Source organism: Rothia sp. ZJ932 (genome assembly GCF_016924835.1).
GTDB lineage: Bacteria > Actinomycetota > Actinomycetes > Actinomycetales > Micrococcaceae > Rothia.
Genome location: NZ_CP070480.1, coordinates 1078849 through 1092248 on the forward strand (window position 1 = coordinate 1078849; position 13400 = coordinate 1092248).

14 protein-coding genes are annotated in these 13400 nt (G+C 49.5%); 12 read left to right on the forward strand and 2 right to left on the reverse strand.

The window, feature by feature from the left end; translation table 11 throughout:
• Window positions 1-119 precede the first annotated feature (119 nt).
• Together JR346_RS04995 and JR346_RS05005 are read left to right on the forward strand one after the other, a co-directional pair.
• A complete protein-coding gene (locus tag JR346_RS04995; RefSeq protein WP_205483713.1) occupies window positions 120-1904 on the forward strand; it encodes an RNA-directed DNA polymerase in 1785 nt (594 codons plus the stop codon).
• 1003 nt (window positions 1905-2907) lie between these two features.
• A protein-coding gene (locus tag JR346_RS05005; RefSeq protein WP_370592601.1) for an IS3 family transposase occupies window positions 2908-4142 on the forward strand; the annotation gives its coding sequence in 2 pieces (ribosomal slippage) (window positions 2908-3199 and window positions 3199-4142; 1236 coding nt in all).
• Between the two features lie 185 nt (window positions 4143-4327).
• Here the strand turns inward: JR346_RS05005 and JR346_RS10615 are convergent.
• Window positions 4328-4735 carry a transposase family protein gene (locus JR346_RS10615; protein WP_205483885.1) on the reverse strand — a complete coding sequence of 136 codons (408 nt, stop codon included), beginning with the start codon at window positions 4733-4735 and terminating at the stop codon, window positions 4328-4330.
• Between the two features lie 82 nt (window positions 4736-4817).
• Here JR346_RS10615 and JR346_RS05015 point away from each other — a divergent pair, with 82 nt between their 5' ends.
• The 7 genes from JR346_RS05015 (at window position 4818) to JR346_RS05040 (ending at window position 9417) form a co-directional block, all read left to right on the forward strand.
• Window positions 4818-5024, forward strand: a complete 207-nt coding sequence (locus tag JR346_RS05015) for a type II toxin-antitoxin system Phd/YefM family antitoxin (RefSeq protein ID WP_205483887.1) — start codon at window positions 4818-4820, stop codon at window positions 5022-5024.
• A gap of 9 nt (window positions 5025-5033) precedes the next feature.
• Window positions 5034-5276: a Txe/YoeB family addiction module toxin gene (locus tag JR346_RS05020; protein ID WP_205483717.1), complete on the forward strand. Its 243-nt coding sequence runs from the start codon at window positions 5034-5036 to the stop codon at window positions 5274-5276.
• 74 nt (window positions 5277-5350) lie between these two features.
• Entirely contained in the window at window positions 5351-6649 is a 1299-nt protein-coding gene (locus JR346_RS05025; protein ID WP_205483719.1) for a carboxylesterase family protein, read from the forward strand.
• A gap of 171 nt (window positions 6650-6820) precedes the next feature.
• Complete coding sequence (locus JR346_RS10495; protein WP_255521935.1) at window positions 6821-7270, forward strand: hypothetical protein; 450 nt, start codon at window positions 6821-6823, stop codon at window positions 7268-7270.
• Between the two features lie 20 nt (window positions 7271-7290).
• Entirely contained in the window at window positions 7291-7905 is a 615-nt protein-coding gene (locus JR346_RS10500) for a hypothetical protein (RefSeq protein WP_255521945.1), read from the forward strand.
• Window positions 7906-8347: 442 nt separating this feature from the next.
• A complete protein-coding gene (locus JR346_RS05035) occupies window positions 8348-8803 on the forward strand; it encodes a 23S rRNA (pseudouridine(1915)-N(3))-methyltransferase RlmH (RefSeq protein ID WP_205483721.1) in 456 nt (151 codons plus the stop codon).
• A 44-nt stretch (window positions 8804-8847) separates the two neighbouring features.
• The gene (locus JR346_RS05040) at window positions 8848-9417 is read left to right on the forward strand and encodes an HIT domain-containing protein (RefSeq protein WP_204875753.1); all 570 of its coding nucleotides are present in this window, start codon (window positions 8848-8850) and stop codon (window positions 9415-9417) included.
• A 3-nt stretch (window positions 9418-9420) separates the two neighbouring features.
• Here JR346_RS05040 and JR346_RS05045 read toward each other — a convergent pair whose 3' ends face one another.
• Entirely contained in the window at window positions 9421-10419 is a 999-nt protein-coding gene (locus JR346_RS05045; protein WP_205483723.1) for a hypothetical protein, read from the reverse strand.
• Window positions 10420-10522: 103 nt separating this feature from the next.
• Here JR346_RS05045 and JR346_RS05050 point away from each other — a divergent pair, with 103 nt between their 5' ends.
• From JR346_RS05050 to JR346_RS05060, 3 genes are all read left to right on the forward strand, one after another.
• Window positions 10523-11809 (forward strand): Mur ligase family protein, encoded by a 1287-nt coding sequence (locus tag JR346_RS05050; RefSeq protein ID WP_205483889.1) that lies wholly within the window; start codon window positions 10523-10525, stop codon window positions 11807-11809.
• Complete coding sequence (locus tag JR346_RS05055) at window positions 11810-12538, forward strand: type 1 glutamine amidotransferase (RefSeq protein WP_205483725.1); 729 nt, start codon at window positions 11810-11812, stop codon at window positions 12536-12538.
• A 74-nt stretch (window positions 12539-12612) separates the two neighbouring features.
• The gene (locus JR346_RS05060) at window positions 12613-13371 is read left to right on the forward strand and encodes a YebC/PmpR family DNA-binding transcriptional regulator (RefSeq protein ID WP_205483727.1); all 759 of its coding nucleotides are present in this window, start codon (window positions 12613-12615) and stop codon (window positions 13369-13371) included.
• Window positions 13372-13400: the final 29 nt, after the last annotated feature.

Consider the following 13400-nt stretch of genomic DNA (forward strand, 5'->3'; position numbering starts at 1 on the left):
CATGACGGCAGGGCTGCACGGTGAGTGCGGTCCCGTTTATTTGATGCATTTTACCCATACTGAATTATTACTTATAAGAACTGATTTCTAAAAAAATAAAAATAAGGCTGGAAAATCCAATGTACTCATCAATTTTAAATACAAAAAATTTAGTTAAATATGGTTATTATCAAATACCCAGAAACAAACCAAAAAAGGATTCTTATGGTAGCTTAGATGCTATTTACTCTCCACTGTTTAACCTAAATGAATTCTATAAATGGATTGAGCTTGAGCTTGAGGGGATTGAGAATGGTCCAAGAAATCTCAAGGACGTTGAAAGTAGTCTCAAATTGCATACAGAAGCTATTGAATTCACCATAGCCAAATCAGAGTTTACACGCAGGCTTTACAAATATCCTAATTTATATAGTTATGTAAATCTAGCTAAATATATAGAGATTAAAAAGGAATATTTTAGTGAATTATTTATAGAAGATGTAAACTCAACTTCTAAATATTTTAATTCCGGTATTACATTTAATCAAAGTAAAAACATTGAACAAAGCAATCTGCAGATTGGTAAAAAAATACTAAGTTTAGATTTATCAAATTTCTATCATACGCTCTATACGCACAGCATTGAGTGGATGCTGCATGAAAAATCTATTGCAAAAGCTAACCGTTCACATAAGAAATCGGATATTGAGTCTAAGGTAACTGTTGGAAAATATTTGGATATATTAATTCAAAATTGTCAGTATAAAGAAACACATGGTTTGCCTACCGGTACTATGGTATCTCAGGTTATCTCTGAAGCGTATATGGCAAAATTTGATCAGAAGATGAGAAGTTTAGGTAACAACTATTTCTCAAGATATGTGGATGATTTTAAATTTGCTTTTAATAGTGAAGCAGAAAAAGAAAAATTTCTGGTGGATTTCCATAAAATATGTAATGAACATGGAATTTTTGTCAACAGCCAAAAAACTCAAGAGTATAATTTTGATGAAATAGAAATTAATAGTAAAAGCGAAATTTTTAAGCTTATAAATGATCTGGAATGTACTAAATCGAATAAAAAACTAAGAATTGCAATAAATAATATTATAGATATTGCAGTTTATGAACAGGGAAAGGGCAATAAGGGTACATTAAAATACTTATTTTCGTGCTTAAAATTGATTTCTAAAAAATCTGGATGGGAGAAGGCAGAAAAAATATTTTTTTATGCAGCAAATTATAACCCTGAATCAATATTTGAAAGGCTATTAGACCTTTCCGTTAAAAACCCGGAACAAGCAACAAGGATGATGTATTTTACAAACAGTCTTAAGGAGCATGGGGTAAGCAAAAAAACAATAAAAAAAGTTTCAAAAAAATATTTTAAAAAGAATGCTACTGCAATAACACAGCAGCTAAAATTCTTAATATTTAATAAATATAGCCATGAACTATTGCAGTTGCTTACGTTCTTTGTTGAATTCAAGATTAAATTCCCGTTTCCAGAAATAGATTTGGATGTAATTTCTGCATCCGATCTTGACGACTTTAATTTGATAATGTTAATTGCCTTGTATCGAAAATCTAAAGATTATAAAGAGGATCAGCTGGTAAATCTAATATATAATATTTTCGAAAAGGTTGATAAAGTATATTCGGAAAATAATTTAAAGTATATGACAAGAGCACACTGGTTGCTTAGATATTATGTATTTTACTTATTTAAAAATTATGAAGATTTAAAGTCGGCCTGTGATGATTGCTTACGTATCCAGAAAGTTAAAAAGAATAGTTCAGATAATTTTCAATCTGGAATAGATTCAGGGTACGTTTTCTCATGTTCTAGCGATAAAGTTACAGTGTTCTATAAAAATATGTTGGATTTTGATATTAGGTTATTTTCTAAAAAACTTATTAAATAAGACATTAGAATATATTCGTTTGTTTCTGCACTCTAATAAATATTCTTATTTGTGTTGTGGTTCTTATTTATAAAGGCATACAAGGTAGAATTTATGTAGTGGAAATATGAGCTGGCTGAGCGTTGCCTGATTTGCTTTGTTGGTGCTGGTTTATCAGGTAAGTAAACTACTCGCAGGACTTCGTGTCATATGCTGATTTTTGGGCTGTGAGGCTAACCTTCATGGTTGACAAATTATTCCAAGGTTACTTTATGGAAATCTTGGTAGAAGAAGTAAATAATTAACTTTAGTATGAGTTATATCTCTTCTTGATAGAAGGCTACTAGGTTTTTCTGTGGTATAAAAAGTACTCAGCTTTAGCGGGAAATACACTGAAAATGTGTATTTCCCGCTAAAGCTGAGTACTTTTTGGTTTTCTTACCACTGGGTTTGGTCCACACCCACCCATCCAAATTCAAACAACAAGCACCGGCATGACCAACACCAGAACCCGAACTATCAAAAGACACAACCACCACACTCGGCATCTCCACCAACACCCTGCACCACTGGCACAACAACGCAGCCCTTGACACCAGCAAAGAATCCACCAACCAGCCCACTCTGCCATCTGTGCCTCCAACTGCCGAACAGATTCAAAGAACCGGCCACGCACCAACTCAGCCCCCTTTACGCACCATCCACGCTCTCAGCCAGAGCATTGAGGGTTATTCATAATGGGTACTCGCAACCAAAAACACCAACCCCCGCACCAAAAGAAAACACCCACCCATACACCCCAAGCAGCTGCCTGAAACCAGAATCCAAAACACGCCACATCTTCACCTACGCACCCACACGCTCCATCACCGACTGCAGCCGATTCAGCACCCTATTATTACGCCTGCACTCAGCACTAAGCCTGACCCCTAGGTAAACGCTTAGCCGAAGTGACCAGCCCCAGACCCACATAATGAAGTGTCCCAGGTTTTGTTCCGTTTGAGTAGATGGGAAAATCTGGAACATGCCGAAGAAATTTGATCAGGATGCCAAGGATCGGGTGCTCCGCCTTGTTGAGGACCGCATCCTGGCGGAGGGGATCTCCATGCAGGAAGCGTGCAAGATCGTGGCCCCGAAACTGGGTGTCTCGTGGCATACTGCCCGGCAGTGGGCTCAGGCGGCCCGTCGCGAAGGCAGGGCAATTGATCCTTTACCTGAAGATCTCGTTGCAGAGGTGGCCAAGCTGCGTCGTGAGAATCAGGAGCTTCGCGACACTAACGAGTTGTTGAAGGCCGCGTCAGCTTTTTTCGCCTCAGAACTCGACCCCAAACGTCGGAAATGATCCAGTTCATCGATGAACACCGGGATCGTTTCACAGTCGAGTTCATCTGTCAGAGGTTGAAGAGCAATCGGCAAGGTGGCTTCATTTCCTCACGCGGATACCGTCAGTCAAAAGCCCGGGGATTAAGTGCCCGCAGCCTTCGCGAGGCCGCATTGACAAGGCGTATTGCCGAGGTTCATGAAGAAAACTACGCAGTCTATGGTATCCGCAAGATGTGGCATGCTCTACGCCGTGAAGGAATCGACATCGGCCGTGAGCAAACCGCTCGCCTGATGCGCCTTGCTGGAGTCAGTGGGAAAGGTAAAGGCCGGTTGCCTGTGACAACTCGCAGGTCCAAGGACTCGGATAATCGCCCTGACTTGGTAGGCCGTGATTTTCGTGCCCCTGGGCCGAATCGGTTATGGGTGGCTGACATTACCTACGTCCGTACCGGTAATGGGTTCGTCTACACCGCTTTTGTCACCGATGTGTACTCCCGCAAAATTGTCGGATGGGCATTATCAGATACGATGCGCACGGAAGCGTTGCCACTACAAGCACTCAACCAGGCGATTGTATGCGCAAAGGAAACAACGGGACTGATTCACCATTCAGACCACGGCTCGCAGTATGTGAGCATTGTCTATAATGAGCGCCTTGCTGAGCATGGAATCACTGCCTCTACTGGGACAGTCGGTGACTCCTACGACAATGCTTTGGCTGAGAACGTCAACGGTTCTTACAAAAATGAGCTTATTCATAGGCGGTCGTGGACTGACGTGGTTGATGTTGAGATTGCGACGTTTGAGTGGGTCTTGTGGTGGAACGAATCACGGCTTCACCAAAGTCTCGGTTACCGTACGCCGATAGAGGTAGAAGCAGGGTTTTGGACTGGCAATCCAAATCACGAGAGAATAGAAATCAAGGCAAATGCCTAGGAACAAAACCCGGGGCACTTCATAACCCTTATCCGCCAAAGTCGTCTCATCCAGATACTTCCCCAGCTCCGTGAGCTTTGAAAGCATAAGCATCATGCCTAGCCCCAGGCACCGGATCAGTGATAGCAAGAAGCTTTCCATCGAGGGTACAGATGATCCGGTGATTGAAGCCAGCTCGTTTGTGTTTACCTGAGAAGTTTATTTTTTCGCAAGGGATACGCCAATTCCAAGCGGGAACGAGTGTTCCGTGGCTTACCAGTGAACCTGGTGCATCTAGTGCTTGTTTCAGTGACTGGATCAGCAGCCTCATGAATCTTCACCAGTGCTTTTTCTCTTCTGTTGATAGTCCTTGAAACTGTTGGCTGAGAGACGTTGAAGAACTCTGCTAAGAGTTGACGGTGAGGTCGTTGTCGGTGGTAGATCAGTGTCAGGGTGAGAGCTTGGGTTAGGGTGAGTTTTCTGGGTTTTTGTTGGGTTTTCTCTAGGCGAGGTGGGTGTGGAGTGTATCGAATAGGGTGGTGAATTGCTGGTGGGTTAGGTCTGTTGTGGGGCTTGTGGGGCGATGGTCTTTTCTGGTTTGGCTTTGAGAGTATTTGTGATGGTTTATCCTCATGGTTGCCTTCTGGTGGGGTCGTTGTCTAGTTGGTGGGGGTTTGTGTCCTAACCCCCTTATGAATAAGCCTCGATGTTGATGATTTTGAAGAAGTCGTTATTACCCGAGCAGGGCGTGAACCCGCTGTTATTATCTCGCTGGCAGAATACGAGTCCCTCAAAGAGACCGCCTACCTACTCAGAAGCCCGGCGAACGCTCGTCGCCTCCTTGATTCTATCGACGAGCTAGAAAGCGGTAGCGGGTCAGCGCATTCACTGATTGAGAACTAGCTGCAAACCATGGAACTCATCTGGAGCGAAAATGCCTGGGAAGATTACCTATGGTGGCAGGTGCAAGACCGGAAAACCCTCAAACGAATCAACGCCCTACTCAAAGATATCCAGAGAAACGGCAATGAAGGTATCGGCAAGCCAGAGGCTCTACGCAATAACCTTTCGGGATATTGGTCAAGGAGAATCACGGATGAACACAGGCTTGTCTATAAAATTGTGGGTAGCTCAGTGCGGTACCACTATTCATAAAGTCTCGTAACGGATGCCCTATAACCGCATGGAGCGGCTCTAGCTGTCTACTCGGCACGGCTACACTTGTCACTATGTTCTTCACTATTTCCGCTGGAACCACCACTATTCATCCGCACCGACGCGGAAGTGTCCTTGAAGTGCTCGGTATTCCTTACGCCAGGGCACAGCGTTTTGAGTACCCGCAACCTGTTGCTTTCGAGAGTTTAGAGAGCACTTTTGATCCATCTCAGCCTGCACCGGCTGCGCCACAGTATGTGCGTGGCGGAGGGCAACCCGATATCCGTCAGTCGGTGCTCATCAGTGAAGACTGCCAAAACCTCTCTGTCATTATGCCCGATGACCTCAACCCCGGCGAGCAACTGCCGGTCATGGTGTACTTTCACGGCGGTTCCTATGTAGTCGGCAGTGGTGACGGTGCCCGTTATAACCCCGACAAACTCATCAATGAACACCGCGTCATTATGGTGCGCGTGACCTACCGCCTCGGTATTTTGGGTTTCCTCGGCGGCACCCCCGAGCGTCCCGCCAACCTGGGTCTGCTTGACGCGCGCGAAGCCCTACGCTGGATCAAAAAGAACATCTCCCTCTTTGGCGGAGATCCCGACAACATTACAGCCTTCGGTCAGTCAGCAGGTGGTGATTTGGTCTCTCGACTCCTCATCGCTGAAGGAGTTATTGACGAAGAACTGATACACCGGGCAATTATTCAAAGCGCACCCATTGACCTCATCATCGGCAAAGAGAAGATGGCAGGTGCCATGCTCACCGCTGTGAGCCAGAAACTACCGGTGGACGCGCCCCACGAGGAATACGGTGCGCTGGCTTATAAGATGCAGGTTCAAAATCCCTTCCGTTTTGGTCTGGAAAGGTCAATGATGGCGTTCGGCACTCAGCTGGGGCACTACCCGCTACCTGCCGCCCATGATCTTGACGCTGCCTACGAGAAGGTTGCGGCGCGCGTCCGTGTGCTCATCGGTTCGAACGAGCGAGAATCAGCCTACTTTCTTCCCCGGAAAGTACCCCGCTGGGCTTTCGTTGTCACTGAGCCTGTTATTAGAAACTTCTCCTGGCGCATGTACGCGGTCGCTGCCCAGCGTTTTGTGCGCCGTCACCGGGAATCAGGGGGAGAAGCCACCCGCTACTACCTGCGAACGGGTTTTCCCAGCCACCGCATGGCGTCCGTACACTGTGCTGAACTGGGGCTGCTCTTTGATAACCCGTCATGGAAAGGTTCTGATCTCTTTGGTGGCCTCTACCCGTGCGAACGCGAAGATCAAGCCCGCGCACTACGCAACATCTGGGCAACTTTCGCAAAAACAGGGAAGGTGCGCACCGATTTAGCGCAACAGGGAAGACTCGAATTCAGCTAAATACCGCCACCGTCATAGCTGCCGTACATCCAAAATGCGCCCCTACACACAGCAGGGTCTAGGGCAGGCACTTTCGGTGTGCAGCGCAGTAGAGGCGGGTACCTGGGAATAAACTGCCTGCTTAGGTTGCTGTACCTGCGACATACATACCGACCTAACGAGGCTATTTTCGTGGGATCACCCCTTTTTGAACCGTTCACCGTTCGCTCAATGACCACTCGTAACCGCCTGTGGGTGCCGCCGATGTGCCAGTACTCCGTTGATAAAGAAGACGGTATTCCCACCAGCTACCACACCCACCATTACAACGCATTATCGCGCGGTGGCGCAGGTGCAATTATTGTTGAGATGACGGGCATTGAACCTGCAGCACGTATTAGCCCCAACTGCTTGGGTCTGTGGAGCGACGAGCACACTGAGGTGCACAAAAACATTGTGGACGCTATTCACGCCGGTGGCGCTAAGGCGGGCGTTCAGATTGCCCATGCCGGTCGTAAGGCATCAAGCGTTCCAGAGCGTGTTTCGCGTGACGGCGGTTCTTTGAAGGAGGACGAGGGGGTTGGGAAACCTTTGCTCCTTCGGCTCTTGCTTACCCCGGTCTTAAGCAGCCAACCGCACTGACTATCGAGCGTATTGACGAACTGGTTGAAGCCTACGGTGCGGCTGCGGCGCGCGCTGTTGAAGCCGGTTATGACTTCCTCGAAATTCACGGCGCTCACGGTTACTTGCTCACCCAGTTCCTGTCACCGCTGTCAAACAAGCGCGCTGACGAATACGGTGGCTCGCTGGAAAACCGTGCCCGCATGATCCGCCGCGTAGCACGTGCCATGCGTGCGTCCATGCCTGAAGAGATGCCCCTGCTGGTGCGCCTGTCAGCTACCGAATACCTAGAGGGCGGCATTACCGTTGAAGAAACCGCCCAGGTTGCCAGCTGGTTGAAAGAAGACGGTGTTGATATGGCAGATATTTCAACCTCGGGCAACTACCCGGCTGAGATCCGCGTTTTCGCTGGTTACCAGTCGCACTTTGCAGCCCAGGTCAAGCACAATGCTCAGATTCCCGTCGCTGCTGTTGGCATGATTAACTCACCGAGACTAGCTGAGTATCTGGTCGGCTCTGAACAGGCTGATGTTGTATTGGTCGGACGCGAGGCCCTGCGTAACGCGTCCTTCGCCTTGGAATGGGCGCGGGAAATGAAAGAAAACGTTGACTACGCACCCGGTCAGTATGCCCGTGCCTGGAATACTCGGCGCTAGCCTCTAACCCAGCACCGAGAGTGCAAAAAGTGGCATATTTCACCTAAAACATGTCACCTTTTGCATTCTCGGTAATCAAGATAAGATGATGAAAAAAGATTACTGTGACTTTCATTTATTTTTTCATAGTGGATGTGTAAAGTTTTCAGTCTTGCAGGGGATAGAATATTTTTTCACCCGCTGTGATTTTTTATTGAAGAAACCTTGCGGTTGGCATGAAACAACAGAAGAACCGGTGGCACAGAGTAACGCTCAGGTGAGTCGCAAGACATGGGGAATAACGGTTACCGCTGATTCAGCGGTCTTCTGTTGAGGGCATGTTGCTTACAGGCAAAGATGATTGTGAAAAGTGAAAATGGTGGGCACTCCCATTGTGAACACTACTTTTGCCTTTCTTTTAATGGCTCTTCACTTCAATACTTTTCGAGAGGAACCCTTTTTTGTGACTATCAAGATTATTGCTATTGGCAAGAAGCACGAGAAGTGGGTGAGCGAGGGGATTGACCGCTATGAGAGCCGTTTGCGCAAGCCGTGGGATATCACCTGGACCTACCTACCGCATTCTTCACTTGCCGAAGAGCAGGCGCGGGCTGAAGAGTCGAAACGTATTCTCGATAAGGTCAGCAACGGTGACTACCTCATTCTCTTAGACGAGCGGGGTAAAAATTTGAGCTCACCAGAATTATCAGCTCTGCTCAACAGTTACTTGGGTTTCAAACAGATTATCATCGTGATCGGTGGCGCTTACGGTGTTGATGACTCTGTGCGCCAGCGCGCTAACACGGTGTGGAGCCTGTCGAAGCTGGTTTTCCCGCATCAGTTGGTGCGTCTGATTCTGACGGAGCAGATTTACCGGGCAGGCGAGATCGCTCATAACCGCCCTTACCACCACGTATAGACTCTTGAACGGGCAGTTGGCTGCGCTTGCTTTAGACTGTTGGTATGTCTGAAAACCTCGCTGGTGAAAACGCTGCCGTTACTGTTGATGATTTCGAGTTGCCCGGTGTTCCTGACGCCTTTCAGCGTTTGTGGACCCCACACCGTCGTGCCTACGTGAAAACCGGTCAGCAGGATTACACGGTACATTCCTGCCCGTTTTGTGCTGCCCCAGAGCGTACCGATGAAGAATCGCTCATTGTGTACCGCGGCGAGCACGCCTACGTGGTTTTGAATCTTTACCCCTATAACCCAGGGCATTTGTTGGTGTGCCCGTATCGCCACATTCCAAACTATGACAATGCCAGCGCTGAGGAGACTGCCGAGATCGCGGCTCTCACCCAGCGCGCCATGAAGGTCATGCGCGGGGTCTCTAAAGCTGACGGTTTTAATATCGGCATGAATCAGGGCAAGGTTGGCGGCGCTGGAGTCGCAGCCCACCTGCATCAGCATGTTTTGCCTAGGTGGTCTGGTGACACCAACTTCTTGCCCATCATTGCGGGTACCAAAACCATGACCCAGACTCTGGATGAGATCCGTACCCTGCTTGCTGAGGGCTGGGCTGACGAGTCTTAGTTTTTAAAAGAGTGAGGATTGGCTCAGCGGCTGTTCGCTCGGTTGGTGGTGGGGTAGAAGTGCCCGGTTGCTGAGCTCTGTGAGGTTAACTAAAAAGGGCAGAGCCGGGTCACCGTGATGAACGGTCAAGAATTTCCCCGTGGCACCGCTGACGTAGAAACCACACTCACGATCTACCAGCGTAGGTAGCGCATTGAGCCATCCGGCTTTGAGAGCTGAATAGGTGCTTTCCATCGCCGAGGAGGGCTGCCACGGTTGGTCAATAATCTGATCCTCAGTGATGAAGTCTTCAAAGAGAGCGGCTTCTTGCAGGCTCCAACGGGCGAGCGCGACGGCTTGTGAGTGAGCTTTTTCCACTCGGTCGTGGGGTAGCGGTGAGCACCATGCCTTGTATTTGGCTCGCGCTTGTTTTGCCTGTACTAGCCCTGTTTCTTTGCTGATGAAGTCTTCCCAGATGCGTACTTGTGCCCCGTCATTGGCGTGACCGATGAAGGTGGCAAATGCCACGGCTTGTTCGTCGAGTCGGCGGGGGTTGGAGTGGGCGCTGGCAGTGCCGATTTTTGAGGTTCCGTCGGGAAAGGTTGCGATGTAGAGCCAGTGGTCTAAGGATGCGTAGGCTTGGGCTGCCGGGAGCAGGCGTGCCCCGCGGTGGATGCCGTGCATGGCTGAGAACTCGTCGAGAGCTATGCAGCGGGAGCATTGTTTGCCGGTGGTGATGGGTGCTGTGTTGGGGCAGGGGCGATGTTCGAAGCCGACGTATTGGTGGGATGCTTGTGCGTAACCGGCGCAATAGCGGTTGGTGCTCAGACCGGTTGCTTGAAGGTCGGTTTTTATGGTTGAGAAGCCCAGAAAAGCGCCAGGCGTTAGCGGTACCTGGGTAAGGGCGCCGGTGGGGCGCACGTCCTGAGTGGTTTCAAGGACGAGGGTGGGCGCTCGGTCGACCCATTTGAGGTCGCGAAAAATTACCGGGGTAGCGTTGTCAGTAAAAAGTAGGTTATGCACCGATTAAGTCTAATCCACGGTCAGGGATGAGCACCTGCCAGGAACATAGCCGGAGGGTGTAGGGGAGGGAGAACCTCAGCACGATTTTTCTTCACCCTGTAAACTGGTGTGCATGTCTAGACCTCTTATTCGACTTGTGGGTCAGGGTGTTCGTTACGCGAGTAGGTTGCGTGGTGGAGGTTCTGCTTTCCCCGGTCTTGTGATGGAAAAATTTCACCCCGGTTTTGTAGCTGAGGCGTTGGCGACTTTGCCGCGCGGCGTTGTGGTGGTCTCGGGTACTAACGGTAAGACGACCACTACCAAAATGGTGGTGCAGTTGCTGGAGTCTCAAGGGTTGAAGGTTTTTACCAACCGTACGGGTTCTAACTTTGTGCGCGGCGTGGCGGCTGCTTTGTTGGGTGAGATGAGTCTGACCGGCAAGCTGGATGCTGATATCGCTGTTCTTGAGCTTGATGAAGCGCATGCTGTTCATTTTGTGAAGATGGTCAAGCCTGATTATGCGCTGTTGTTGAACGTTTTGCGCGATCAGTTAGATCGTTTTGGTGAGATTGACACAACCCGCCGTATGCTCTCAACCGTTGCTGCGGCAACTACTGGCACGGTGGTGCTCAACCGCGAGGATCCGCGCATTCATCGTATTGCTGATGACGTTGCCACCGGTACCAATATTGAGTATTTCGGTCTGAGCCCCAAGTTACGGGCGATGTTCCCCTCTGATGATGAGATGCGTTCGGGAGTTACTGCCAGCGAGCAGAATCTCCCCGAGGCTAAGGTCGCTCTGGCCGATTTTGCGGGCACCTGTTCAACCTTTGATATTGAGGGTGAAGAGGTCATAGGCGAGGTCAACCTCTATGGTGTGTACAACATCTTTAATGCAGCTGCGGCGATGGCGCTGACCCTCGAAGTGATGGGTGCGGACGCGAACCGTTCGGCTCTGATTGCTGAGTTGGCAAAGATTGCCCCGGCTTTTGGTCGCGGTGAGACCCTCAATGTAGAGGGGCAGACCCTGCAGTTGCTGCTGGTGAAGAATCCTTCGGGTTTCCGCCTCTCCTTGGCTTCAGCAGATGCCAAGGATTACGCCACTATGATTGCCATTAACGATGCTTACGCTGATGGTCGCGATGTTTCGTGGTTGTGGGATGTTGATTTCCACTCCCTCGAAAACGGCGGGGTTGATATGGTGACCGGTGTGCGTGCCTACGATATGGCGCTGCGCTTGGAGCACGATGACGTTACCGTTGCCCACATCGACGAGAACTTAGAATCAGCCTTGGCGACCTTTATCAAGAACTCTGCGGGTAAGCCCATGCGTATTTTCTGCACCTACACCGCCATGCTTGCCCTGCGTAAAGAGCTTGCGAAGATTACCGATGTTGAGGAGATTTCCTAAATGACTCAGGCTCGAAAATCTCTGAAAATTCTTCAGCTGTACCCCCAAGACATGAATATTTATGGGGACTGGGGCAATACTCTTTCGCTCTCTCGTCGCGCGCAGGCGCACGGCTTTGAGACCGAGATTGTTGATTACAACCCCGGTGATACCTTCCCCGAAGACGCTGACATTATTGTGGGCGGCGGCGGTCAAGATTCAGGTCAGACCATTATTCAGGATGACCTGCTTGCCCTGGGCAATACCCTCAAAGCTCAAGCAGAGGCGGGTACACCCATGCTGGTGATTTGTGGTCTCTACCAGCTCTTCGGCAAAGAGTTTCGCACCATTGGCGGCGAAAATCTCAAGGGTATCGGCATCTTCGACCTGCACACCGTCGGCGGTGAAGAGCGCCTGATTGGCAATATCGTTGAGGAATCAGAGGAATTCGGCACCATTGTGGGCTACGAAAACCACTCAGGGCTGACCTACCTGGGCGAAAACGTCAAACCGCTGGCACACGTCACTAAGGGCGAGGGCAACAATACCGAAGACTCAGGAGAGGGCGCGCGCGTCCATAATGTTGTAGGCTCCTACCTGCACGGTTCGTTGCTTCCTAAAAACCCTCGCATTTCTGACTTTTTGATTGAAAAGGCGGTCTTGAACAAGTACGGCGAGTTTACTCCTGCCACACTTGATGATTCTGTGATTGAGAGGGCGCGTGCGTCCGCCATGGAACGCCCCCGCTAGCGGTTCGGTACAATAGATAACTGTGAAAAAGACTCGCTTCTAGCGGGTGAAAGACTGAGATAAAAGGAGATTCCATGTCGGGTCACTCCAAATGGGCTACTACCAAGCACAAGAAAGCAGCCATCGACGCTAAGCGCGCTAAGGCTTTCGCTAAGTACATTAAGGGTATTGAAGTTGCCGCACGCATGGGCGGCGCTGATACCTCAGCTAACCCCGCGCTTGACTTGGCAGTGTCAAAGGCTAAGAAGAACTCTGTTCCTAACGACAACATTGACCGCGCTATCAAGCGTGGTGCTGGTCTGACCGGTGAAACCATTGACTACACCGAAATTATGTACGAGGTACGCGGCCCGCAGGGTACCGCTCTCTACGTTGAGTGTCTGACTGATAACCGCAACCGTGCAGCGGCAGAGGTTCGCACCGCGGTGACCCGCAACGGTGGCACCCTGGCTGACTCAGGTTCTGTTGCTTTCATGTTCGAGCGTAAGGGCGTTGCTGAGGTTACCAAGATTGACGGTCTGACCGAGGATGACGTCTTAATGGCAGTGCTGGACGCCGGTGCTGAAGAAGTTATCGACGATGGCGATGTATTCACTGTGGTTTCTGGTCCCTCAGATTTGCCCGAAATCCGTAAGGCTCTTGAAGAAGCTGAGCTGGAATACAACAATGATGATCCCGTATTCCGCCCCACTATGAACGTTGATTTGGACGCTGAAGGCGCTAAGAAGTTCCTCAAGCTGGCGGACGCTCTCGAAGAGCTTGACGATGTTCAGAACGTCTACTCCAACGCTGATATTTCAGACGAAGTAGCTGCAGAACTCGACGCTGAATAAAATGTAAAGGATGTGAAGGCTTGCCTTCT